This window comes from Janthinobacterium sp. FW305-129 (assembly GCF_020858115.1).
Taxonomy (GTDB): Bacteria; Pseudomonadota; Gammaproteobacteria; order Burkholderiales; family Burkholderiaceae_D; genus Janthinobacterium.
Genome location: NZ_JACYMM010000005.1, coordinates 89,620 through 113,175, shown reverse-complemented (window position 1 = coordinate 113,175; position 23,556 = coordinate 89,620). Strand labels below are relative to the sequence as shown.

Here is a 23,556-nt window from a genome sequence, read left to right as displayed (position 1 = left end):
GGTGCGCCGCCGGCGCACCGCGTTTCTTGCTGCGGCCCTTAGCGGGCGCAGATATCCGTGGTGGGCGGGCTCAGGGCCGCCGCATGCTGGATCTGCAGGGCGTCGGGCACGCCATTTTTCACGGCCGTCAGTTCGGCCAGGATGGAGATGGCGATTTCGGCCGGCGTCTTGCTGCCGATGTACAGGCCGATGGGGCCATGCAGGCGCGCCAGTTGCTCCGCGCTGACGTCGAACTGCAGCAGCCGTTCGCGGCGTTTGGCGTTGTTCGCGCGCGAACCGATGGCGCCGACATAAAACGCGGGGGATTTGAGTGCTTCCATCAGGGCCAGGTCGTCGAGCTTGGGGTCGTGCGTGAGGGCGACGACGGCGCTGCGGCTGTCGAGCTTTAATTCCAGCACGAGGTCGTCCGGCATGGCGTGCAGCAGGGGCACGCCGGGCACGTTCCAGCCGCCCCGGTATTCCTCGCGCGGGTCGCAGACGATGACGTGGTAATCCATGGCCATGGCGATTTGCGCCACGAAGCGCGACAGCTGGCTGGCGCCGATGATCAGCAATCGCCAGCGCGGGCCGTGCTGCGTGGTGAGTACCGCGTCTTCCAGGGCCAGCACGGCGCCCGGCGCGGCGCGCCGCAGGCTGACGGCGCCGCTGCGCAGGTCGAGGCGGCGCTCGACCAGTTCATGCGCTTCCAGGCGCGCCAGCAGTTCGGCCACGCGGCTGCCCGCATGCAGCGGTTCGATGGCCAGTTCGATGGTGCCGCCGCAGGGCAGGCCGAAGCGGTGCGCCTCGTCGGCGCTGATGCCGTAGCTGACGATGTCCGGCAAGGTGCGCTCGATGCCGTGCACGCGCACCCTGTCGATCAAATCATCTTCGATGCAGCCGCCGGAGACGGAGCCGACCACCGTGCCATCGTCGCAGATGGCCAGCGTGGCGCCCACGGGGCGGGGGCTGGAGCCCCAGGTCTTGATGACGGTGACGAGTTCGCAGCGGTGCCCGGCGGCGAGCCAGGCGGCGCTGGTCTTCAGAACTTCAAGGTCGATGCTGTCCATGGCGCACGCGAGTTACATGCCGTATGTTTGCGGCAAAGTATGGAAAAGTATTCAAGATTGTGGATATACTACCTGTTCCACCACCCTGCGGAGAATTTTCATGTCAAATGAAGTCAAGACGCAAGAAGAGGGTATTCCCAAGTTCGGCAAGCTGCTCATCGTCCTGTTTCTGGCCGTGGTGTTCTGCGGCGCCCTGACCTGGATCATGGGCACCTACTTCCCGAACTTCCCCGGCGCCTGACCAAACCTGCTGCGCGTCGCGCTTTGCGGCCTGCGATGCTCACCGTACTAGAGTACGGTTGCGCTTCTTAGCCACAAATCACTGCCGCTCGCGACGGTTTTGTCAGGCGCCTCCGTGCTAAGGCTTGAGTGGTTTCTTGGCTGCCTGCTTGGCGCGCACGTCGATGACGGCGCGGTTGACGGCAGCCATGCGCGAGTTGGTGCCCGGGTGCAGGGCCGTGTAGCCGTTGGCGACCGTGGCCGGCACTTGCGTGGCCATGCGCTGCCAGAAGCGGGCGGCGTTGTCGACGTTGTAGCCGGCGCGCGCCAGAAGGTAGATGGCCAGGGTGTCGGCTTGCACGTCGAGTTCCTGCGGCATGGCCTTGATGCCGGCGGCGCCCGTCAGCATCGAGACGTCGGGCTGCACGGCGCCCAGGCTGTCGATGATGGTGCCGGCCGTACCGGCCGAGCGCTGGCTGCGCGCGTGGTCGAGGATGTTGTGCGCCATTTCGCGGGCGATGACGAAAGCGATGCCTTCGTCATTTTGCGCCGCATTGATCATGCCGCGCGTGAGCATGATGCGCGCGCCGTCCGAATACGCATTGATATTGTCCGCATTGCCCAGGGCGACGCGGAAGGCGCAGGCGCGCGTGACGGGAATTTTGAGGTCCTGCTGCTGGCCGTCGCGGGCGATGGTCATGTTCAGGCTTGCGTTCTTCGAGGCCAGCGGGCCGACGATGGCGCCGAACGGGCCTTCCGCCTTCGGGCCTGCCGGCAGCGGCTTGCCTTCGGCGGCCAGCAAACCGTCGCCCTTGCGCAAGCCGGCGCGCGCGGCGCCGCTGCCCGGCAAGACGCCGGACACCTGCATCTGTTCGCCGTAGCCGAGTGCCGCCTGCGCCGCGTCGGCATAGATGCCAGGATAGGAATACTTGTTCTGCGCCGTGAAGCCCAGCAGGTTGCGCGCATACGTCTTGCACAGGTCCGCATTGTTGATCAGCAGGGGCGCCGAGACTTTCGACAGGCGGTCCTGCAGGGTTACCATCTTCACCAGCTCTTCCTGCGCCGCCTTTTGCTGCGCCGTCAGGGCCGGCGCCTCGGGCGCCGGCACGACGTTGAACGGGCCGCTGACAGTCGTCACCGGCGTGGTGCAGCCGGCCAGAATGGCCGCGCCGGCCAACAGGAGGGGAGTGGCCAATCGGCGCAGCGAAGTCTGGGCTGGGATCAGATGGCGGAAACCTGGCATAAGTGTCAATCCTTAATGTTTGCCGGTGCTGCCGAAACCGCCAACACCGCGTTCGCTGTCGCCGAATTCCTCGACGACGTTAAAGCCCACTTGCAGCACCGGCACGATAATCAGTTGCGCCAGGCGCTCCATGGGATTGAGCGTGAAGGCGCTCTGGCCCCGGTTCCAGGTCGATACCATCAGCTGGCCCTGGTAATCGGAGTCGATTAAGCCTACCAGATTCCCCAAAACGATGCCGTTTTTGTGGCCCATGCCGCTGCGCGGCAAAATCATGGCCGCATACGACGGGTCGCCGATGTGGATGGCCAGGCCCGTGGGAATGAGCACGGTCTGGCCGGCTTCGATGGTGATCCCCTCGTCGATGCAGGCGCGCAGGTCCAGCCCCGCGCTGCCCGGTGTGGCGTAGGCCGGCAGCAGTTCTTGCATGCGGGCGTCGAGGATCTTGATGTCGATATTTTTCATGAATCTAACTAACTAAGCTAAGTCGTTTAAAAGGATTATTTGAGCAGCGAATTTTTTGCCAGGCGTTTCGAGATTTCCGAAATCAGCTGGCGCGCCAGGTTCAGTTTCGAGGCGCGCGGCAGCACGGTATGGCCTTCCTCGTCGAACAGGATGATGGTGTTGTCGTCCTGGCCAAACGTGTTCTGGCCGATATTGCCAACCAGCAGAGGAATGCCTTTTTTCTCGCGCTTGACCGAGCCGAATTCCACCAGGTTTTCCGATTCGGCGGCAAAGCCCACGCAGTACGGATAGCCGGCCAGGTTGGTGCGCGCCGCCACGGTGGCCAGGATGTCGGGATTTTGCGCGAACTGCAGTTCGGGCACGGAGCCGTCGGCCTGCTTTTTCATCTTTTGGTCGCTGGCGTTGGCGACTCTCCAGTCGGCCACTGCGGCCACGGCGACGAAGACATGCTGGCCGTCGACGTGGGCCAGCACCGCATCGTGCATCTGCTGCGCGCTTTGCACGTCGATGCGGCGCACGCCGAACGGCGCGTCCAGGGCCGTGGGGCCGGAAATGAGCAGCACTTCGGCGCCCGCTTCACGCGCCGCGCGCGCCACCGCATAGCCCATCTTGCCCGAGGACAGATTGGTGATGCCGCGCACGGGGTCGATGGCTTCAAACGTGGGGCCTGCCGTGACCAGCACGCGCTTGCCGGCCAGGACTTTGGGCTGGAAGGCGGCGATCAGCTCCGTCAAGAGCTGTTCCGGTTCCAGCATGCGGCCCAGGCCAACTTCGCCGCAAGCCTGTTCGCCGGCGGCCGGGCCAAACAGGGTGATGCCGTCGTCGTGCAGCTGCTGCACGTTGCGCTGCGTGGCGGGGTTCTGCCACATTTCCACGTTCATGGCCGGCGCCACCAGCAAAGGCAGGTGGGCCGGGCGGGCCAGGCACAGGGTCGAGAGCAGGTCGTCGCACACGCCATGCGCGAGTTTGCGCAGAAAATCGGCCGAGCACGGCGCGATCAGGATGGCGTCCGCATGGCGCGTCAAGTCGATATGCGCCATGTTGTTATCGATGCGGGCATCCCATTGGCTGGTGTGCACGGGGTGGCCGGACAGCGCCTGCATCGTGACGGCCGTGATGAAGTGGCTGGCCGCATCCGTCATCACCACCTGCACCGAGGCGCCGGCCTTTGTCAGCGCGCGGCACAGTTCCGCCGCCTTGTAGCAGGCGACGCCGCCCGAAAGTCCCAGGACGATTTTTTTGCCGGACAATTCCATGCCGTTCTCCTGCTTGTCTATTTGTTTACACGGCGCAGTTCATCGATGATGAACAGGGCCGCGCCGATGCAGATGGCGCTGTCGGCGATATTGAAAGCGGGGAAATGGCCCCAGCTTTTCCAGTGGAAGTCGAGGAAGTCGACCACGTGGCCGTACACCAGGCGGTCGATGGCGTTGCCCAGCGCGCCGCCGAGGATCAGCGCCAGGGCCCAGCAGAACATGCGCTGGCCCGCGTGCTTTTTCAGCAGGTAGATGATGTAGACGGCGGCCGCCAGGGCGATGCCGGTGAAGAAATAGCGCTGCCAGCCGCCCTGGTCGGACAGGAAGCTGAACGCGGCGCCCTTGTTATATGCGAGCACCAGGTTGAAATACGAGGTGATGACCATCTCTTGCGCATAGCGGAAGGTCTTCAGGATCGTGATCTTGGTGATTTGGTCGAACAGGATGACGATGGCGGCAATGCCCAGCCAGGGCACCAGCGACGCTGAGGACGACGATTTCGATGAAAAACGGTTTTTAGTGGCCATATTTTTCCAGGGAAGATAAAGCCGCCGCCTGGCAGCAGGCGGCGGTTGGACGCGGGACGCAGGCAGCGCCCCGGGGTGACAGTCTAAGCGAAACGGCGAACTTCGCCTTTTCCAAACAGATTGCTGACGCAGCGGCCGCACAGGGTGGCATGCGCGGCGTCCGTGCCCACGTCCGCACGGTAGTGCCAGCAGCGCTCGCACTTCGGCGCCGTCGACGCGGCCACGACCACTTCCTCGGCCGCTTCGTCGGCCACTTCGGCCACCGTTGCCTGCGAGGTGATGAAGACGAACTTCAAGTCCTCGCCCAGGGTGGTCAACAGCTTGTACTTCATCGGCGCGGCCTTGATCGTCAGCTCCGCTTGCAGCGAGGAACCGATGGCGCCCGAGGTGCGCAAGTCTTCCAGCTGCTTGGTGACGTCCGTGCGCACGGCGCGCAGGGCTGTGTATTTCTCCAGCAGCTCGGCCGCATCCGCCACTGCCGGCAGCTGCCACCAGGTTTGCGTGAAGATGGTTTCATCGCTGGCGGCGTACGCCTCCGCGCCGGCAAAGACTGCCCACGCTTCTTCGGCCGTGAACGACAGGGCCGGGGCCATCAGGCGCAGCAGGCTTTGCGTGATGTGCCACAGGGCCGTCTGCGCCGAGCGGCGCGCGTGCGACGTCAAGCCCGAGGTGTACAGACGGTCCTTCAGGATGTCCAGGTAGAAGCCGCCCAGGTCTTCCGAGCAGTAGGTCTGCAGCTTCGACACGACGGGGTGGAACTCGTAGCGCGCATAGTTGTTCTCGATCTGCGTTTGCAGCGATGCCATGTTGGCCAGCGCATAGCGGTCGATCTCGAACATTTCCGTCACCGGCACGGCGTCCGTGGCCGGATTGAAGTCCGAGGTGTTCGCCAGCAGGAAGCGCAGGGTGTTGCGGATGCGGCGGTACGATTCCGTCACGCGTTTCAGGATTTCGTCGGAGATCGACAGCTCGCCCGTGTAGTCGGTCGAAGCGATCCATAGGCGCAGGATGTCCGCGCCCAGGGTGTCCGAGATCTTTTGCGGCGCCAGGGTATTACCCAGCGACTTCGACATCTTCTTGCCTTCGCCATCGACCGTGAAGCCGTGCGTCAGCAGGGCTTTATATGGCGGACGGCCGTTCAGCATCGACGACACCAGCAGCGACGAGTGGAACCAGCCGCGATGCTGGTCCGAGCCTTCCAGGTACAGGTCGGCCGGGAATTGCAGCTGCGTCGAGTGCGAGCCGTGCGCCTGCGGGCCGCCCAGCACCGTCTGGTGCGTGGCGCCGGAATCGAACCACACGTCCAGCGTGTCCTTGTTCTTGGCGTAGATGGCCGCTTCGTCGCCGATCAGGTCCTTCAGATCCAGCGCCTGCCATGCCTCGATGCCGTCCTTTTCGATCAGCTTGGCCACCTGCTCCAGCAGTTCCGGCGTGCGCGGATGCAGGTCGCCCGTTTCCTTGTGCACGATGAAGGCCATCGGCACGCCCCATTGGCGCTGGCGTGACAAGGTCCAGTCAGGACGGTTGGCGATCATGCCGTGCAGGCGCGCCTGGCCCCAGTCCGGGAAGAACTCGGTATCGGCGATGCCTTGCAAGGCCGTCTCGCGCAGGGTCGCGCCGCCGTCCTTCGGCGTCACGTCCATGCCGGCGAACCATTGCGACGTGGCGCGGTAGATGATCGGCGTCTTATGACGCCAACAATGCATGTAACTGTGGTCGAACATCTTGACTTCGAACAAGGCTCCCGCTTCTTTCAGGGCATTGCAGATCGGTTTCGACGCTTCCCAGATGGTCATGCCGCCGAACAGGGGCAGGGTCGAGGCGAACTTGCCGTCGCCCATCACGGGTTTGATGATGTCGTCGTCCTTCATGCCGTGCGCCTTGCACGAGATGAAGTCGTCCAGGCCGTAGGCTGGCGCCGAGTGCACCACGCCCGTGCCGCTTTCCGTGGTCACGTATTCGGCCAGGTACAAGGGCGACAAACGGTCGTAGAAAGCGTCGGCCGCATGCAGCGGGTGGCGGAAGCTGATGCCGGCCAGGGCCGCGCCGTCGCAGGTGGCGATCGTCGTGCCTTCGAGCTTGAAGCGCGCCAGGCTGGCCACGACCAGGTCTTGCGCCAGGATCAGCAGCAATGGCTGGCCATCGCGCTCGGCTTTCACCAGCGCGTATTTGACTTCCGGGTGCACGTTCAGCGCCTGGTTCGACGGGATGGTCCACGGCGTGGTGGTCCAGATGACGATGAAACCGTTATCGGTCGGCAGGGCAGGCAGGCCGAAGGCGGCCGCCAGCTTGGCCGGCTCGGCGAACTTGAAGCCGACGTCGATGGCCGGGTCGCGTTTTTCCGCGTATTCCACTTCCGCCTCGGCCAGCGCCGACTGGCAATCGAAGCACCAGTTGACGGGCTTCAGGCCGCGGTAGACATAGCCTTTTTCCAGCAGCTTGCCCAGCGCGCGCAATTCGTCCGCTTCATTGCCGTGCGCCATGGTCAGATATGGGTTGTCCCACTCGCCCAGCACGCCCAGGCGAATAAAATCCTTCTTCTGGCGCTCGACCTGCACGTTGGCGTAGGCGCGGGCCTTTTCCAGCACGTCGGCCGTCGGCAGGTTCTTGCCGTGCAGTTTTTCGATCTGGATCTCGATCGGCATGCCGTGGCAATCCCAGCCCGGCACGTAGGGCGCGTCGAAGCCGGCCAGCGAGCGCGACTTGACGACCATGTCCTTCAGGATCTTGTTGACGGCGTGGCCCAGGTGGATGTCGCCATTCGCATACGGCGGGCCGTCATGCAGGATGAATTTCGGACGGCCGGCGGCAGCCTTGCGCACGCGCTCGTAAATCTTCTTGTCTTGCCATTGCTGCACCCATTGCGGCTCGCGCTTGGCCATGTCGCCGCGCATCGGGAATGGGGTTTCCGTCATGTTGACCGGGTATTTGCTTTCAGGCTTCTTGTTCTGCTTGGGCGTGGCTGGCTTGTTTTGATCGGACATAATCTTCTTTAATGGTGTTGAATAGTTTGCGGCGGCAAATGCCGCCAGGCGGCGGAGTTGGCCGGGATCAAATTCGGTCGGTGGCGGTAATGGCGCTGCGGCGCAGTGCGAAATACGCACGCGCCTGGTTCGAGTCGCGCTCGATGGCGGCCGTCAGGGTGGGCAAATCGTCGTACTTTTCTTCGTCGCGCAGCTTTTGCAGGAATTCCACGCGTACCAGCTTGCCGTAGCAGGATTGATTAAAATCAAACAGATGCACTTCCAGCAAGACGCGGCCACTGTCGTCGACGGTAGGGCGCACGCCCAGGCTGGCCACGGCAGGCAGCGGTTGCGGCCCCAGGCCGTGCACTTGCACGATGAAGATGCCGGACAGGGCAGGGCGGTGCGCCACGCGCAGGTTCAGGGTGGGGAAACCCAGTGTGCGGCCCAGTTTCTGGCCGTGGATCACGTGGCCGGAAATGGCGTACGGATGGCCCAGCAACTGCGTGGCCAGCGGGAAATCGCCGGCGGCCAGCGCCAGACGCACGGCCGACGAGGAGATGCGCGTGCTGCCGTTCATTACCGTCGGCAATGTTTCTACATGGAAACCATATTGACGGCCCGCTTCCTGCAGCATGGCCACGTCGCCGGCGCGGCGGGCGCCATAGCAGAAGTCGTCGCCGACCATCAGCCATTTCACGTGCAAGCCGTCGACGAGGACTTTTTCCGTGAATTCCTGCGGCGTCAAGGCGGCGAACTGGGCGCTGAAATGCTCGACGACGACACGGTCGATGCCGGCGTCGTCCAGCGATTGCAGCTTGTCGCGCAAGTTGGCGATGCGCTGTGGCGCTTTCGACAGGTCGCCCGCGCGCTGCGCGAAGAATTCGCGCGGATGCGGTTCGAACGTCATCACGGCCGCTTCAATGCCGAGTTCTGTGGCAGCTTCGCGCACGCGCGCCAGCAAGGCTTGATGGCCGATGTGGACACCGTCAAAATTGCCGATGGTCAGAGCGCAGGGCGCTCGAGCCTGGGCATTGGGAAGTCCGCGGAATACCTTCATGGGAATCTGATGAAAAACTGTGCCAAAAGGGGGATTATACGGACTGTTTCAGGGATGCACACCCGGCAGGGTGGGCACAGGGCGAATTTCACTGCTGAAATGATAAAAAGCGTTGCCGGCGGGTATGCTGGCAACGCTTTAGTATTGATTCAATGCACTCTCAACGTCGAACCCAAGCGTAGCGAGCGGCAGTGATTTGTGGCCGAGAAGCGCAACCGTACTGTAGTACGGTGAGCATCACAGGCTGCAAAGCGCGACGCGCAGTAGCTTGGGTTCGATGTCAATTACTTGTTCATTAACGTCCAGTAACGGGCCAGGTCAGCCGCGCCATCCGTGCCCTTGACGGCTTTGAGTGCCGTCGTTGCATTGGATTTCTTGCCGGCGTGAATGTAGGCGATGCCCAGATGCAGCTTGGCTTCTTCCGCATACTTGGCCGTGCCCAGTTTCACCGCGTCATTCATCAAGCCCAGGCCTTTTTCGGCCTGGCCGTCGTACACCAGGGCGAAGCCCAGCTTGCTCAAGCTGTCGGCGTCCTTGTTCTTGACGTATTCCGCTTCCGACTTGGCGGCGTTGGCCTTCAGGTCGGCCTGGGTTTTCAGGGCCAGGTCTTTCAGGCGCTGGTGACGTGGCGCATCGGTGCCGGTGCCCAGCACGCCTTTCTTGTAGCCTTGCTCGATGATGCTCAAAGCTTCGCCAGGATTGCCTGCTTGCAGGGCCAGCTGGCTGATTTCCATGTATTCGGAAGGCTTGGTGAACAGGCCGTTGGCCAGGCGCAGGCGCTGGACGTCCAGGCCCAGGCGTTGCGAGAAGCCTGGTTTGCCCGAGACGCGGTTCAGCAGGTCAGCCCAGTAGCTGGTCTTTGGATAGCTGCCGGCCAGTTTTTCCAGGGTGGCGACGTAGCCAGCCTTGTCGTTTTGCTTCAACTGGATGTTGGCCAGCATTTGCAGGCTCGCTTCCGAGTTGCCGCCGCGCGCTTGCAGTTCCTTGGCCGCTTCGGCGTAGTTGCCGCTGACGTAGTAGGTCTGGATCAGCAGTTCGCGCATTTGCGCGTCGTCGCGGTCTTTCAGCGAGCGTTTGATCCAGGTGATGGTATTTGGCCAGTCCTTGGCGCGGTAGTACATGCCGGCCAGCGCTTGCGTGAATTTCGGGGCTTCGGCGGCGCTCAGGCGGCCGGAATTGATGACGGCTTCGAAAGCCTTGATGGCGGTGCCGTTGTCGCCGGCGGCGGCGGCGGCCGAAGCGCGCACGCGTTCGATCTGGTAGCTTTCAAAGGCAGTCTTGCCACCGACGCTGTCTGCTTCGCGCAGTTTGGCCAGCGCTTCCTTGTTCTTGCCGCTGCCAGCGAGTTTTTGCGCTTCTTGCAATGGCTTGCCCACTTCGGCGCGCACGGTGTCCGCGGCGTATGCCAGCGAGCCCAGGCCGATTACGGGAGTTGCTGCGGTAAAACCGATAGCGGCCATGACGAGGCCGAGATGAGCGAGACGAAACTTGGACATGAGAAAGTCTTTCAGTAAAAAGCGAATAGGCAGGAAGTCCTGCCTATTCGGATGTAAAGAGAACCTGATTGCTGCAGCTTACTGGAATTGCTCGTTGCCGACCAGACCGATTTTAGTCACGCCCAGACGCTGCGCCGACGCCATCACACCGGCGACGACTTTGTATTCCACCAGCTTGTTAGGACGCAGATGCACTTCCGGCTGATCTGCTTGCGCAGCAACGTTGCTCAGCTTGGCTTCCAGCGTATTACGATCAGGTACGACCTGATTGTCCCACAAGATAGTGCCATCAAAATCGACATCGATCGTGACGACCACTGGTTCGGTTGTCGGTGGCGGCGGGGTGCCGACCGGCATGTTCAGGTTCACCGAGTGGTTTTGCTTAGGAATCGTGATGATCAACATGATAATCAGCACCAGCATCACGTCGATGAGGGGCGTCATGTTCAGTTCCATCATTGGTTCCGGATCCGCGCCTGCTGCGCTTCCCGAACCGACATTCATACTCATAGTGTTTCCTTTAAGAAGTCCAACGAAGCACCGGGCGAAACTGCCGCCCGGCAAGCTTCCTTCAGTGGCGCCCCCATGTTGCCGGGACGCCGCTGTCAGTCGCTATCAGCCCTTGTCAGGTGGTTCGGTGATGAAGCCGACCTTCTGGATCCCGGCACGTTGGGTCGTGTAAATAACCCGGCCGATCGATTCGTAGCGTGTTTCTTGGTCGCCACGAACGTGTACTTCCGGCTGCGGTACTTTCACTGCTTCAACTTTAAGATAATCGAACAATTCGTTCGTGTCTCTCAGTCTGGTCTGGCCCAGGTAAATCTCGCCATCCTTGTTAACAACGATGTTAACGTTTTGCGGCTTGGTTTGAAGGGCTTGGTTGGCCTCGATCGGCAGATCGATTTTCTGCAGCTTGAGGACAACCGGACTGGTGATCAAGAAAATGATCAGCAAAACCAACATGATGTCGACAAGCGGCGTCGTGTTGATTTCTGACATTACCTGATCTTGTTCTCCGCTGTCGGAGCCGACGGACATCGACATGACTTATCCGATCTTTTTAGCGCCGGCAGCACGGCCAGCTTCGCTGGTGGACATTACGCCGGAAACCAGAACCGAGTGAACGTCGGCGCTGAACGAGCGGATGTCTTCCATTGCGGTTTTGTTACGACGAACCAGCCAGTTGTAACCCAGAACGGCAGGAACAGCGACCAGCAGACCGAAAGCGGTCATGATCAGTGCTTCACCAACTGGACCTGCCACTTTGTCGATCGATGCGTTACCGGTCATGCCGATAGCGGTCAGTGCGTTGTAGATACCCCAAACGGTACCGAACAGACCGATAAACGGTGCGGTCGAACCAACGGTTGCCAGGAACGACAGGCCATCTTGCAGACGCGATTGGACTTTGTCCGAAGCGCGCTGGATCGACATCGTCACCCAGGTCGACAGATCGATTTGTTCCAGCAGGGCGCCGTCATGGTGAGCCGTTGCCTTGGTGCCCGATTCAGCGATGAAGCGGAATGGCGAACCTTCTTCCAGGGTTGCCGAACCAGCAGCGATCGAAGGTGCTTTCCAGAATTTGGCAGCGGCTTCTTTAGCTTGCTTGAAGATCTTCATTTGATCGATCAGCTTGGTGATGATGATGTACCAGGTACCGATCGACATGATGACCATGATGATCAGGGTGGCGCGTGGCACGAAGCCGCCGTCCCACACTGCTTGCAGGCCGAACGGGTTGTGGACTTCTTCGGTTTTGGCTGGAGCGGCTGCATCAGCGGCTGGAGCTGCTGCGTCTGCTGCTGGAGCGGCTGCATCTGCAGCAACTGGTGCTGGTGCAGCGTCTGCCGCAGGAGCCGAAGCGGCAGCCGATGCTGGCGCGTCAGCGAATGCCGGAGCTGCTACCAGAGCGGTAGTAGCGGTAACGGACAACAGAACCGCGGCAAAAAATGCGGACAAACGGGTATTCTTAAACATGCTTCCTCCAAAATTAAAAATAACAGATCGCTGAACGTAATGACAACGAAATCATAGTGTGAGACAGGGGATAACTGTCTCGGGTTTTAATCCAGCGACCAAACGTATTGCATTTGCTGCCAGCCTTGTTCCGGCTTGCCGTCAACTGTTGCCGGCTTAAATGTACAGCGGCTGATACCTTGCACCGCGGCTTTGTCCAGGTCCCTGAAGCCGCTGGACTTCACGATCTTCGAATCAGCGACCTTGCCGTCTACACCGATCAGGAACGACAGTGTCACCACACCGGTTTCCTCGTTACGCTGCGACGACTTTGGATAAGCCGGTTTTTCGCAGACGCTGAAGTCAACCACGGCCGGCGTACGCACCGATTTGGCTGGTCCAGGAGTTGGCGCAGGCTGTGCAGGCGGCGTTGGCGGTGCCAATACATTCGATGCTGGCTTCACGGCAGTCGCATTTGCAATCACGTTCTGCTGTGGTGGCGGCTGCTGCACGTTCACCTCGACTGGCGGAATGAATGGCGGCGGTGGCGCCTTCATTTCTGGCGGCGGTGGTGGCGGTGGAAGATCCTTCGGTGGAGGCGGTTTGACTTCCTCGATAATCTTGGTTTCAACCGGTTCCATCATTTTGGTGACCAACCGCTTGCCCAAGCCCGTCACGATCCCGTAAGCCGCGAGAACGTGCAGCAGGACAACGATAGTGATGCCTGTGTAGTTCTTGGGACTTTTCTCGTTCGAAAAATTCATGCCTGCTTTCTCCAAATACCATCTCTTGTCTTGCAACTGAACCCCAAAATGACGACACAAAGCTCCAGCCGTATCCGGGACGTCGCCGAATTATACATACGAATTCTTTATTTTACACAGATTTTTAACGCCTAAAACCGGTTAAATTTTTGGCGCTTTTGCGCCCTGAAAACGTACTTGCTTATGTCATCTTTGCACGCTTTCGGACAGAAAAAAAGGCGGTCTTATCGGTTTTTTACAGCCGTTTTGGGCGACCGCTGCTAAGTTCTCCGATGTGCCGATCTGGCGGAATTATATTTCGTGATATCCAATATGGAAACTGCTAAATTTGGAGAAAAATCTTTCTTTTTGGAAATGTTTTGGCTCGGAACCAGACCACTTAGCCATCCGCGCGCACCAGACAGGTGCGCAATGAACTTCACCCAGGTCAAAAAAGGCGCTCCCGGCGGCCCATTTGACGCCGTCAGGCCATACTGAATTCCTATGTAGGCATAGGAAACGCTTATATTCTTGCCATTGATTATTATCAACAAATCATTTCATGGCCGGACAACGGGGTCGTCGCGCCGGTTGCGCTTCTCGCGCCGGCAATTCAGGGTGCCCAGAACGGCGCCCTGCGGGTCGACCGTATCGAGGTGCACATCGAAGCCCCACAGCCGCGCCACGTGCTTGAGCACCTCGGCCGCCTGCTGGTTCAGCGGGCGGCGCTGGAATTGCGTGTGGCGCAGGGTCAGGGCGCGGTCGTCGCGCGTATTCACGGACCACACCTGGATGTTCGGCTCGCGGTTGCCCAGGTTGTACTGTTCGGCCAGCTGCTGGCGCACGTAGCGGTAGCCGGCATCGTCGTGGATGGCGGAAATGGCCAGCTTTTCATTCTTGTCGTCGTCGAGCACGGCAAAGAAATGGAATTCGCGGATCAGCCGCGGCGACAGGTACTGGGCGATAAAGCTTTCATCCTTGAAATTGCGCATGGCGAAGTCCAGGCTCTTGCGCCAGTCGCTGCCGGCCATGTCGGGGAACCAGGCGCGGTCTTCGTCCGTCGGATGCTCGCAGATGCGGCGGATGTCGCTCATCATGGCGAAACCCAGCGCATACGGATTGATGCCGCTGTAGTACGGACTGTCGATGGGGGGCTGGTAGACGACGTTGGTATGGCTTTTGAGAAATTCCATCATGAAGCCGTCGCCCACCACGCCTTCATCATATAACTGGTTCAATATCGTGTAGTGCCAGAAAGTGGCCCAACCCTCGTTCATGACCTGGGTTTGCCGCTGCGGATAGAAATACTGGGAAATCTTGCGCACGATGCGCACCATCTCGCGCTGCCACGGTTCCAGCAGCGGCGCGTACTTCTCGATAAAGTACAGCAGGTTTTCCTCGGGTTCGGGCGGAAAGCGGGGCGCGGCCTTGCGCTGGTCGTCCTCGTCTTCATCCTCGTCGCGCCGGGGCAGGGTGCGCCACAGCTGGTTGATCTGCGACTGCACATAGGCTTCGCGCTCTTTCTGGCGCGCATATTCCTTCGCCATCGACAGTTTCGCCGGCCGCTTGTAGCGGTCCACGCCATAGTTCTGGATGGCGTGGCACGAGTCGAGCAGCAGTTCCACGGCATCGACGCCATGGCGCTGCTCGCATTCGGCGATGTAATTCTTGGCAAACACCATGTAGTCGATGATGGCGTCCGCATCCGTCCAGGCGCGGAACAGGTAATTGCCTTTAAAAAAGGAGTTATGCCCGTAGGCCGCATGCGCGATCACCAGCGACTGCATGGTCAGGCTGTTTTCCTCCATTAAATAGGCGATGCACGGATTCGAGTTGATGACGATCTCGTAGGCCAGGCCCATCTGGCCCCGCTTGTAGCTTTTCTCGGTAGACAGAAAATGCTTGCCGAACGACCAATGGTTGTACGAGACGGGCATGCCGACGGAAGTGTAGGCATCCATCATCTGTTCGGCCGTGATGATTTCCAGCTGGTTCGGATAGGTGTCGAGGCCGAACTGTTTCGCCACGCGGCGGATTTCCTCGTGGATTTGCTCGATCAGTTCGAACGTCCATTCCGACTGCTCGGGCAAGGCGTTCGGGTGGCGCAGGCGCACGAACGGTTCGCCCGGGGTATTGCTGGCGCGGTCAAAGGCTGCACTCATCATTTCACCTGTTTCTTGAACAGTTCGCGGAAGACCGGGTAGATATCGGCCGGCGTGACGATCTTTTGCATGGCGAAATGGGCGTGATGGTCGAGCACGCCCGCATATTGCTCCCACAGGTTTTGCTGCGGGCCGTCCGTGATCTCGACATAGGTGTAGTACTGCACCTTGGGCATGATGGTATTAATTAGGAGCTGGCGGCACAGCACGGAATCGTTGTCCCAGTTGTCGCCGTCGGATGCCTGCGCCACATAGCTGTTCCACTGCCCGGCGCCATAGCGTTCGTCAATAATCGTGTTGAGCAAGTGCAAGGCCGACGACACCACGGTGCCGCCCGACTCGCGCGAATTGAAGAAATCGTGCTCGTTGACTTCCGCCGCCGCCGTATGGTGGCGGATGAAGACCACCTCGATCTTGTCGTAGACGCGCTTGAGGAACAGATATAACAGGATGAAGAAGCGCTTGGCCGTGTCCTTGCGCGACTCGTCCATGGAGCCGGAGACGTCCATGATGCAGAACATCACGGCTTGCGTCATCGGCTTGGGTACCTTGATGCGGTTGCTGTAGCGCAAGTCGAACGGGTCGATGAACGGTATCGCCAGCAAGCGCGTGTGCAGGTGGTGGATCAGGCGGCGCAGCTCCGTGACCAGCGGGTCGCTGTCGGGCGCGCCTTCGTGCAGCAGTTCGGCCAGGTCTTCCTCGGCCTGCGCCAGCTGCTTGCGGGCGCCGCCGCCCACGGCGATGCGCCGCCCCAGTGCGCCGCGCAGGGAGCGCAGCACGTGGATGTTCGACGGCGTGCCCGACATATTGTAGCCGGCGCGCTGGTTCTTGAATTCCGTGGTGGCCGTCAGCTGGGTTTTCACCATGTGCGGCAATTCCAGGTCCTCGAAGAAATAATTCATGAATTCTTCGCGCGACAATTCGAAGATGAAATCGTCTTCCGTCGTCTCGTCGCTGTTGCCCGCCTTGCCCCGCCCGCTGCCGCCGCCGCCTTTCGGCCGGGCGATCTGGTCGCCCTTCAGGTATTCCTTGTTGCCGGGATTGACCACTTCCCATACGCCGCCATGCGCGTGGCCGAACGACGGCTCGCCCACGTCCTTGACGGGGATGCTGACCTTTTCGCCATTCTCGACGTCCGTGATCGAGCGCCCCTTGATGGCGCGCCCCACGGCATCCTTGATCTGGCCCTTGTAACGCCGCAGGAAACGCTCGCGGTTGACGGCGGATTTATTCTTGCTTTGCAAGCGCCTGTCGATGAGGTATGTCAAAGGGTGCCTCCTTGCTTCTCGTCTTGCGCGCCCCGCCAGTCTCCGGGCGGGGCGCGCCCGCTGTCCGCGCTACGATGACTTGCGTACGCGCAAGTACCATTCGCATAACAGGCGTACCTGCTTGGCCGTATAGCCTTTTTCCACCATGCGTGCCACGAAGTCGGCGTGCTTGTTGGCATCGTCGGCGCTGGCCTTGGCATTGAAGGAAATCACGGGCAGCAATTCCTCCGTATTCGAGAACATTTTCTTTTCAATCACGGTACGGAACTTTTCGTAGCTGGTCCAGGCGGGATTCTTGCCGCCGTTCGACGCCCGCGCGCGCAGCCCGAAGTTCACGATTTCATTGCGGAAGTCTTTCGGATTGGAAATGCCCGCCGGCTTCTCGATCTTTTCCAGCTCATTGTTCAGCGATTCGCGATCAAAACTTTCGCCCGTGTCCGGATCGCGGTATTCCTGGTCCTGTATCCAGAAATCGGCAAACGTCACGTAGCGATCAAAAATGTTCTGGCCGTATTCCGAATAGCTTTCCAGGTAAGCCGTCTGGATCTCTTTGCCGATGAATTCCACATAGCGCTGCGCCAGGTGCTCTTTGATATATGAGAAGTAGCGCTGCTCGAGTTCCGGCGCGAACTGCTCGCGCTCGACCTGCTGTTCCAGTACATATAATAAGTGCACGGGATTGGCGGCCACTTCGGAATTGTCAAAGTTGAACACTTTAGACAGGATCTTGAAGGCAAAGCGCGTCGACAGCCCGTTCATGCCCTCGTCCACGCCCGCGTAATCGACGTATTCGTGCATGGACTTGGCTTTCGGGTCCGTATCCTTGAGGTTTTCGCCATCGTAGACGAGCATCTTCGAGAAAATGCTGGAGTTTTCCGGGTCTTTCAGGCGCGACAGGATGGCGAACTGCGCCATCATGCGCAGGGTGCCGGGCGCGCACGGGGCTTTCACCAGCGAGGAATTGGCGACCAGCTTGTCGTAGATCTTGATTTCATCGGAGACGCGCAGGCAGTACGGCACCTTGACTATATAGATACGGTCAAGAAACGCCTCGTTGTTGCGGTTGTTCTTGAAGGTCTTCCATTCCGACTCGTTCGAGTGGGCCAGGATGATGCCGTCGAACGGTATCGCGCCGAAGCCTTCCGTGCCCTTGTAATTGCCTTCCTGCGTGGCCGTCAGCAGCGGATGCAGCACCTTGATGGGCGCCTTGAACATTTCCACGAATTCCATCAGGCCCTGGTTGGCCAGGCACAGGCCGCCCGAATAGCTGTAGGCGTCCGGGTCGTCCTGCGCATAGTCTTCCAGCTTGCGGATGTCGACCTTGCCTACCAGCGAGGAAATATCCTGGTTGTTTTCGTCGCCCGGCTCCGTTTTCGAGATGGCGATCTGTTTCAGCACGGACGGATAGCGCTTGACGACGCGGAACTGGTTGATATCGCCATTGTATTCATGCAGGCGCTTGACGGCCCACGGGCTGGGGATGTTGCGCAGGTAGCGGCGCGGGATGCCGTAATCCTCTTCCAGGATGGTGCCGTCCTCTTCCTCGTTGAACAGGCCCAGCGGAGATTCGTTGACGGGCGAGCCTTTCAGGCAATAGAAGGGCACGTGTTCCATCAGCGACTTGAGTTTTTCCGCGATCGACGACTTGCCGCCGCCCACAGGCCCCAGCAAGTACAGAATCTGCTTGCGTTCTTCCAGGCCTTGCGCCGCGTGGCGGAAATACGAGACGACTTGCTCGATGACTTCCTCGGTGCCGTAGAACTCGCGGAAGGCGGGGTAGATCTTGATGATCTTGTTGGCGAAGATGCGCGACAGGCGCGTGTCGTTGCGCGTGTCGACCAGCTGCGGCTCGCCGATGGCGGCCAGCATGCGTTCGGGCGCGCTGGCATACGTCAGCTTGTCCTTCTTGCACAGGGCCAGGTACTCGGTGAGCGACATTTCCTCTTCGCGGGTGCGCTCGTAGCGTGCTGCATAGTTATCAAAAATGGTCATGTCAATGTCCTTTAATGTAAACCTGAACTGCCAGTCACCATGGCCGCCCGCCTGGCACTCGCCTGGGCTTGCCGTCTGAACTTTTCCTGTACCCCGTACCGATTTTTATTGTTGTTTCAAGCCCGGCTGTCTTTGCGAGTCCGGATTGCCCGGACCAAAAAACTGGCGCTTGATGCCGTGTGCTGACGTGGCCAGCCGGCTTTTTTTCACTGTTGATAGCGCTTGTTGCACCTACCATTACCCCATGAAATTTATTATTGCTCTAAAGGATCAGGAAGTCAAAAGATATGTCAGCATATCCTTAATACTTGTTTGTAAATTGTTGATTTAATTGGATAAAACATCAAATTTTTCATCCATTTCAATGAACTTTTTTGTACCTTTTAAACCATCATACGACAATTCGCCAGTGCGTGCCGGTGCGGGCCATGGCGGCCGGGCGCCGGTGCGGCTGGCCATCTTGCGCTAAGATGCCTGCATGTCCGATGGCCCCGCGCGCCGCGCGTGCGCGTGCGCGAGCCAGCATTGTTATCTTCACCCTATAAGGAACACCCATGATGCACCCCCAATTGCGCGCGATCGTCCGCGGCATGCCCAAAGCCGAACTGCATATCCATATCGAGGGCTCGCTGGAGCCAGAACTGATTTTCGCACTGGCAGAGCGCAATGGCGTGCCTTTGGGCTATGAATCGGTGGAACACTTGCGCAGCGCCTATGCTTTTACAGATTTGCAGTCTTTTCTCGACATTTATTACGCTGGCGCAAGCGTGCTCTTGAAAGAGCAGGATTTCTATGACATGACGCAAGCCTACCTGCGCCGCGCCGAAGCCGATAACGTCTTGCACACGGAAATCTTCTTCGACCCGCAAACGCACACGGCGCGCGGCGTGGCCATGGCCGACGTGATCAACGGCATCCACCGCGCCTGCCAGGACAGCCCCGTCAGCGCGGCCCTGATCCTGTGCTTCCTGCGCCACCTGAGCGAGGAAGAGGCATTCGAGACCCTGGAAGACGCGCTGCCGCACCGCGACAAGTTCATCGGCATCGGCCTCGATTCGTCGGAAGTGGGCAACCCGCCCGAGAAATTCTCGCGCGTGTTTGCCCGTTGCCGCGAGCTGGGCCTGCACCTGGTGGCCCACGCGGGCGAGGAAGGCCCGCCGGCCTACATCCGCACGGCGCTCGACGACTTGAAAGTCGAACGCATCGACCATGGCGTGCGCTGCCTGGAAGACGCGGAGCTGACGGCCCGCCTGGCGCGCGAACAGGTCGCGCTGACCGTCTGCCCCCTGTCGAACACCAAGCTGCGCGTGTTCGACCAGATGCATGACCATAACCTGGTGCAACTGCTCGACGCGGGCCTGCTGGTGACGGTGAACTCGGACGATCCCGCCTACTTCGGCGGCTACATGAACGATAACTTCGACGCCATCTTCGACGCCTTGCCGCTGGGCCTGTCCCACGCGCAACGCCTGGCGCGTAACGGTTTCATCGCCGCCTTCCTGCCGCAGGCACAGAAAGACGCGTTTCTTGCCACCGTCGATGCGTATTTCGCCCAGCATGCCGCCGCCCACGGCGCCGCGCAATAACTGACTATAAAGACCCGCCGCCCATGCTCCGCCTCTCCCTCAAAATGACCGGGCGCGACTGGCGCGCCGGGCAACTGCGTTTCCTGCTCGTCGCGCTGATCGTGGCCGTGGCGGCCCTGTCGGCCGTCGGCTTCTTCGTCGACCGTTTGCGCGCGGGCCTGAACCGCGACGCGCACCAGCTGCTGGGGGCCGACCTCGTCATCAACGCCGACCAGCCCGTCAACGCGGCCTGGCGCGCCGAAGCGCAGAAGCGCGGCTTTATCCTGGCCGACACGGTGACGTTCCCCAGCATGGCGCAGGCGGGCGAGGGCGAGCAATCGACCTCGCAGCTGGCGTCCATCAAGGCCGTCTCGCCCGGCTACCCGCAGCGGGGCAAGCTGAAAATCACCACCAAAGCGAGCGAAGCGCAGGATGCCGTGGGCCAGCCGACGGACCAGGTGCCCGCACCGGGCACCGTGTGGGTCGATGCGGCGATCCTGTCCAGCCTGAACGCGAAGCTGGGCGACACGCTGATCCTGGGCGACAAGGCATTTACGGTCACGCAACTGATCGCCAGCGAACCGGACCGGGGCGCGTCCTTCCTCAATTTCGCCCCCCGCGTGATGCTGCCCTTGAGTGACCTGGCCGCCACGGCGCTGGTGCAGAACGGCTCGCGCGTGTCATACCGGCTGCTGCTGTCGGCGCCGCCCGCCAAGGCGGCCGAGCTTGCGCAATATCAAGCCTGGCTGGAAAGCCAGATCAAGGCGCAGTCGATAAAAGGCGTGCGCATCGAATCGCTGGAATCGGGCAGCCCGCAGATGCAATCGACGCTGGACCGCGCCGACCGTTTCCTGTCGCTCGTCGGCCTGCTGTCGGCCATGCTGGCGGCCGTCGCCGTGGCCATGGCGGCGCGCCGCTTCATGCTGCGCCACCTCGATGCCTGCGCCATGCTGCGCTGCCTGGGCCTGACGCAAAACCAGGTCACTGCCATGTACGTGATCGAATTCCTGCTGGTGGGCCTGGCGGGCAGCGTGATCGGCGTGATGGTGGGCTTCGGCGGCCACCTGGTGCTGCTGGAACTGTTGGGCAAGCTGGTGCAGAGCGATTTGCCGCCCGTGTCCCTGCTGCCCGCGCTGCAGGGCGTGGCCACCGGCATGCTGCTGTTGCTGGGTTTTGCCCTGCCGCCGATTTTGCAGTTGCGCAATGTTCCCCATAACCGGGTGATCCGCCGCGAGCAGGAGCCGCCGCAGGCGCTGGCCCTGGCCACGTATGGCCTCGGCATCGCCGCCTTCGTCGTGCTGCTGCTGTGGCAGGCGGGCGACGTGAAACTGGCGCTGCTGACGGCGGCCGGCTTCCTCGGCGGCTTCGGCCTGTTCGCCCTGGCCGGCTGGCTGGGCATCCGCTCGCTGAAAACCTTGCGCGGCGCCTTCAATCACCAGGGCTGGCGCTTCGCCGTCACGTCCTTGCAGCGCCGTCCGGGCGCCACCGTCATCCAGGTGGTGTCGCTGGCCCTGGGCCTGATGGCCTTGCTGCTGCTGACGGTGGTGCGCGGCGACTTGATGGTGGCCTGGCGCAATGCCACGCCGCCCGATGCGCCGAACCGCTTCATGATCAATATCCTGCCCGAGCAGAAAGACCCGATCGCCGCGCGCCTGGCCCAGGCGGGCGTGGCCAATGCGCCCTTGTATCCGATGATACGGGGCCGGCTGGTGGCCGTGAACGGCAACGCCATCACGGACGCCACCTACGAGGATGACCGCGCCAAGGGCCTGGCCGACCGCGAATTCAATCTGTCGACGATGGCGACCATGCAGGAAGAAAACAAGCTGGTGGCGGGCAAGTGGTTCAGCGACAAGCCTGGCGCGCCGGCCGAAGCGTCGGTGGAAGAGGGCATCGCCAGGACGCTCAAACTCAAGCTCGGCGACAAGCTGCGCTTCGACATCGCCGGCCAGCCCGTCGAAGCGGCCATTACCAGCTTGCGCAAGCTGGAATGGGGCTCGATGCGCGTCAATTTCTTTGTCATCATCAATCCGGCCGCCATGGCGGACACGCCGCAGACGTGGATCACGGCGTTCCACCTGCCTCCCGCGCAGGCGGACCTGGGCAACGCCTTGCTGCGCGACTATCCGAATTTGACGGTGGTTGACGTGGGCGGCGTATTGAAACAGATCCAGGGCGTGCTGGACCAGGTGGTGACGGCCGTCGAATTCCTGTTTGCCTTCACTTTGGCCTCGGGCTTGCTGGTGCTGTATGCGGCGCTGATGGGTTCGCAGGACGAGCGCACGCGCGAAGCGGGCCTGCTGCGCGCCCTGGGCGCCACGCGGCGCCAGCTGGCGCAGGCGCAGCTGATCGAGTTTTCGCTCGTCGGCGCCCTGGCCGGCTTGCTGGCCGCATCGGGCGCGGCCGCCATGGGCTGGGCGCTGGCCACGTACCAGTTCAAGTTCGCCTGGAGCTTCGCGCCGGGCGTGTGGGCCTTCGGTCTGCTGGCCGGCGCCCTGTGCGCGATCGCCGGCGGCTGGCTGGGCTTGCGCAATGTCTTGAAGCATCCGCCGCTGCAAACCTTGCGGGAAAGCTAGTTTGCCAACTAACTAAGCGCCCACGCTGTCGCCCGCCTGCGCGCGTAAAAATTGCGCGTAGGACAGAATCGGCTGGCCCAGCTGGTGCGCCGGCACGTCGAACAGGGCCCAGAAGTACGTCACGCGGCCCAGGCAGATGGTGGGCGCGGCGCAGTAGCGGAACCAGTTTTCTCCGATGTGCGCCGCGTACATGCCATCGCTGTCGGCGTCGGAAAAGTAGGGAATCACGCGCATTTCCAGCAGGGCCAGCAGCAAGGATTCGGGCGCGTCGCTGTCGCGCGCCATTTCATACTGCGTGTGCAGGCTGCGTTCCGTCTCGATGATCATCAGCCTGGCGTGGCCGTCGCGCGTGAAAAACAGGATGCCGCTGGGATTGGGGAAGATGTAAAACTCGACAAAGCCATGGCGCTGGCACAGCTCGTGCACCACGGCGGCCAGCGCCTCGTCTTGCAGGAAACTATAGTCATGCAGCAACAGCAAGTCGCGCACGGTGTCCGACTGCTGCAGGAAAAATTCGCGCTGCAGGCTGACGATTTCCTGTTCCAGGATGTCGAGCGCATCGTCGTCGCTCTTCTTGATGTAGCGGTCGATCAAGCCCCGGTTGAACGCCGTCACGGCCATCTTTTCATCGGCCGCCCCCGTAAATAGAATCTTCTTGCACGGCAAGTCGCGCACGGCCTGGCAGAATTCCAGCCCGTTCATCTGCGGCATCGAATAATCGACCACCAGCACGGACGGCACGGCAAAGCGCTGGGCCTGGCCGCTGATGCGCCAGATGCGCTCGATGTCGATGGCGACATTGCAGTCGTTGGGCGCCGTGCTGTGCAGGTCGAAATTCACATGCAGGGGCATGGCGACGCGCTGGTGCGTTTGCTGCAGCCAGCGCAGTGCCGTGCTCGTGTCGTGGAAGGTCTTGCGCGCCAGCGCGGGATCGAGCTGGAAAGCCATGCTTTTCAGAAAGGAATCGCTGTCATCGATCAGCACAGTGAGGGTCGGATGGGTGTAGACGGGCAGTTGCATGC

General features: G+C 61.1%; 19 protein-coding genes. 3 read left to right on the top strand and 16 right to left on the bottom strand.

Annotated elements, in window-relative coordinates; genetic code table 11:
* Positions 1-38: 38 nt before the first annotated feature.
* The gene (locus tag IGS61_RS11615; RefSeq protein WP_230539724.1) at positions 39-1,046 is read right to left on the bottom strand and encodes an XdhC family protein; all 1,008 of its coding nucleotides are present in this window, start codon (positions 1,044-1,046) and stop codon (positions 39-41) included.
* 100 nt (positions 1,047-1,146) lie between these two features.
* Here IGS61_RS11615 and IGS61_RS11610 point away from each other — a divergent pair, with 100 nt between their 5' ends.
* On the top strand, positions 1,147-1,287 hold the full coding sequence (locus tag IGS61_RS11610) for a hypothetical protein (protein WP_162835767.1): 141 nt from the start codon (positions 1,147-1,149) through the stop codon (positions 1,285-1,287).
* A 117-nt stretch (positions 1,288-1,404) separates the two neighbouring features.
* On the opposite strand, the gene IGS61_RS11605 is transcribed toward IGS61_RS11610, so the two are convergent.
* The 14 genes from IGS61_RS11605 to IGS61_RS11540 form a co-directional block, all read right to left on the bottom strand.
* Positions 1,405-2,460, bottom strand: a complete 1,056-nt coding sequence (locus IGS61_RS11605) for a M48 family metalloprotease (RefSeq protein WP_329958051.1) — start codon at positions 2,458-2,460, stop codon at positions 1,405-1,407.
* A 60-nt stretch (positions 2,461-2,520) separates the two neighbouring features.
* A complete protein-coding gene (gene dut / locus IGS61_RS11600) occupies positions 2,521-2,970 on the bottom strand; it encodes a dUTP diphosphatase (protein ID WP_230539722.1) in 450 nt (149 codons plus the stop codon).
* Positions 2,971-3,005: 35 nt separating this feature from the next.
* Positions 3,006-4,226 carry a bifunctional phosphopantothenoylcysteine decarboxylase/phosphopantothenate--cysteine ligase CoaBC gene (gene coaBC, locus IGS61_RS11595; protein ID WP_230539721.1) on the bottom strand — a complete coding sequence of 407 codons (1,221 nt, stop codon included), beginning with the start codon at positions 4,224-4,226 and terminating at the stop codon, positions 3,006-3,008.
* A 17-nt stretch (positions 4,227-4,243) separates the two neighbouring features.
* Positions 4,244-4,753, bottom strand: coding sequence for a signal peptidase II (gene lspA / locus IGS61_RS11590; protein WP_035821479.1), 510 nt, complete (start codon positions 4,751-4,753; stop codon positions 4,244-4,246).
* A gap of 83 nt (positions 4,754-4,836) precedes the next feature.
* Positions 4,837-7,737 (bottom strand): isoleucine--tRNA ligase, encoded by a 2,901-nt coding sequence (gene ileS / locus IGS61_RS11585; protein ID WP_230539720.1) that lies wholly within the window; start codon positions 7,735-7,737, stop codon positions 4,837-4,839.
* A 67-nt stretch (positions 7,738-7,804) separates the two neighbouring features.
* Positions 7,805-8,776 carry a bifunctional riboflavin kinase/FAD synthetase gene (locus IGS61_RS11580; RefSeq protein WP_230539719.1) on the bottom strand — a complete coding sequence of 324 codons (972 nt, stop codon included), beginning with the start codon at positions 8,774-8,776 and terminating at the stop codon, positions 7,805-7,807.
* Between the two features lie 284 nt (positions 8,777-9,060).
* Positions 9,061-10,272 (bottom strand): hypothetical protein, encoded by a 1,212-nt coding sequence (locus IGS61_RS11575; RefSeq protein WP_230539718.1) that lies wholly within the window; start codon positions 10,270-10,272, stop codon positions 9,061-9,063.
* Positions 10,273-10,350: 78 nt separating this feature from the next.
* Positions 10,351-10,782 (bottom strand): ExbD/TolR family protein, encoded by a 432-nt coding sequence (locus tag IGS61_RS11570; RefSeq protein ID WP_170840419.1) that lies wholly within the window; start codon positions 10,780-10,782, stop codon positions 10,351-10,353.
* Positions 10,783-10,887: 105 nt separating this feature from the next.
* The gene (locus tag IGS61_RS11565; protein ID WP_230539717.1) at positions 10,888-11,316 is read right to left on the bottom strand and encodes an ExbD/TolR family protein; all 429 of its coding nucleotides are present in this window, start codon (positions 11,314-11,316) and stop codon (positions 10,888-10,890) included.
* 3 nt (positions 11,317-11,319) lie between these two features.
* Positions 11,320-12,249 carry a MotA/TolQ/ExbB proton channel family protein gene (locus IGS61_RS11560; protein WP_230539716.1) on the bottom strand — a complete coding sequence of 310 codons (930 nt, stop codon included), beginning with the start codon at positions 12,247-12,249 and terminating at the stop codon, positions 11,320-11,322.
* An 86-nt stretch (positions 12,250-12,335) separates the two neighbouring features.
* Positions 12,336-12,992 (bottom strand): energy transducer TonB, encoded by a 657-nt coding sequence (locus tag IGS61_RS11555; protein ID WP_077407913.1) that lies wholly within the window; start codon positions 12,990-12,992, stop codon positions 12,336-12,338.
* 539 nt (positions 12,993-13,531) lie between these two features.
* The gene (locus IGS61_RS11550; RefSeq protein WP_230539980.1) at positions 13,532-15,133 is read right to left on the bottom strand and encodes a SpoVR family protein; all 1,602 of its coding nucleotides are present in this window, start codon (positions 15,131-15,133) and stop codon (positions 13,532-13,534) included.
* Complete coding sequence (locus IGS61_RS11545) at positions 15,133-16,401, bottom strand: YeaH/YhbH family protein (protein ID WP_230539715.1); 1,269 nt, start codon at positions 16,399-16,401, stop codon at positions 15,133-15,135. The genes IGS61_RS11550 and IGS61_RS11545 overlap by 1 nt, the downstream gene beginning before the upstream one ends.
* A 69-nt stretch (positions 16,402-16,470) precedes the next feature.
* Positions 16,471-18,393, bottom strand: coding sequence for a PrkA family serine protein kinase (locus IGS61_RS11540; protein ID WP_034785249.1), 1,923 nt, complete (start codon positions 18,391-18,393; stop codon positions 16,471-16,473).
* A 554-nt stretch (positions 18,394-18,947) separates the two neighbouring features.
* Here IGS61_RS11540 and IGS61_RS11535 point away from each other — a divergent pair.
* Positions 18,948-19,979: an adenosine deaminase gene (locus IGS61_RS11535; RefSeq protein ID WP_230539714.1), complete on the top strand. Its 1,032-nt coding sequence runs from the start codon at positions 18,948-18,950 to the stop codon at positions 19,977-19,979.
* 23 nt (positions 19,980-20,002) lie between these two features.
* Entirely contained in the window at positions 20,003-22,534 is a 2,532-nt protein-coding gene (locus IGS61_RS11530; RefSeq protein ID WP_230539713.1) for an ABC transporter permease, read from the top strand.
* 12 nt (positions 22,535-22,546) lie between these two features.
* Here the strand turns inward: IGS61_RS11530 and IGS61_RS11525 are convergent, their stop codons facing one another.
* Positions 22,547-23,554 (bottom strand): response regulator, encoded by a 1,008-nt coding sequence (locus tag IGS61_RS11525; protein WP_230539712.1) that lies wholly within the window; start codon positions 23,552-23,554, stop codon positions 22,547-22,549.
* Between the last annotated feature and the right edge of the window lie 2 nt (positions 23,555-23,556).

Coding starts and splice junctions, on each gene's coding strand:
- IGS61_RS11615 (WP_230539724.1), bottom strand. CDS start 1,046: ATGGACAGCATCGACCTTGAAGTTCTGAAGACCAGCGCCGCCTGGCTC.
- lspA (WP_035821479.1), bottom strand. CDS start 4,753: ATGGCCACTAAAAACCGTTTTTCATCGAAATCGTCGTCCTCAGCGTCG.
- IGS61_RS11610 (WP_162835767.1), top strand. CDS start 1,147: ATGTCAAATGAAGTCAAGACGCAAGAAGAGGGTATTCCCAAGTTCGGC.
- dut (WP_230539722.1), bottom strand. CDS start 2,970: ATGAAAAATATCGACATCAAGATCCTCGACGCCCGCATGCAAGAACTG.
- ileS (WP_230539720.1), bottom strand. CDS start 7,737: ATGTCCGATCAAAACAAGCCAGCCACGCCCAAGCAGAACAAGAAGCCT.
- IGS61_RS11525 (WP_230539712.1), bottom strand. CDS start 23,554: ATGCAACTGCCCGTCTACACCCATCCGACCCTCACTGTGCTGATCGAT.
- IGS61_RS11530 (WP_230539713.1), top strand. CDS start 20,003: ATGCTCCGCCTCTCCCTCAAAATGACCGGGCGCGACTGGCGCGCCGGG.
- IGS61_RS11550 (WP_230539980.1), bottom strand. CDS start 15,133: ATGAGTGCAGCCTTTGACCGCGCCAGCAATACCCCGGGCGAACCGTTC.
- IGS61_RS11580 (WP_230539719.1), bottom strand. CDS start 8,776: ATGAAGGTATTCCGCGGACTTCCCAATGCCCAGGCTCGAGCGCCCTGC.
- coaBC (WP_230539721.1), bottom strand. CDS start 4,226: ATGGAATTGTCCGGCAAAAAAATCGTCCTGGGACTTTCGGGCGGCGTC.
- IGS61_RS11570 (WP_170840419.1), bottom strand. CDS start 10,782: ATGAGTATGAATGTCGGTTCGGGAAGCGCAGCAGGCGCGGATCCGGAA.
- IGS61_RS11575 (WP_230539718.1), bottom strand. CDS start 10,272: ATGTCCAAGTTTCGTCTCGCTCATCTCGGCCTCGTCATGGCCGCTATC.
- IGS61_RS11560 (WP_230539716.1), bottom strand. CDS start 12,249: ATGTTTAAGAATACCCGTTTGTCCGCATTTTTTGCCGCGGTTCTGTTG.
- IGS61_RS11540 (WP_034785249.1), bottom strand. CDS start 18,393: ATGACCATTTTTGATAACTATGCAGCACGCTACGAGCGCACCCGCGAA.
- IGS61_RS11535 (WP_230539714.1), top strand. CDS start 18,948: ATGATGCACCCCCAATTGCGCGCGATCGTCCGCGGCATGCCCAAAGCC.
- IGS61_RS11565 (WP_230539717.1), bottom strand. CDS start 11,316: ATGTCGATGTCCGTCGGCTCCGACAGCGGAGAACAAGATCAGGTAATG.
- IGS61_RS11555 (WP_077407913.1), bottom strand. CDS start 12,992: ATGAATTTTTCGAACGAGAAAAGTCCCAAGAACTACACAGGCATCACT.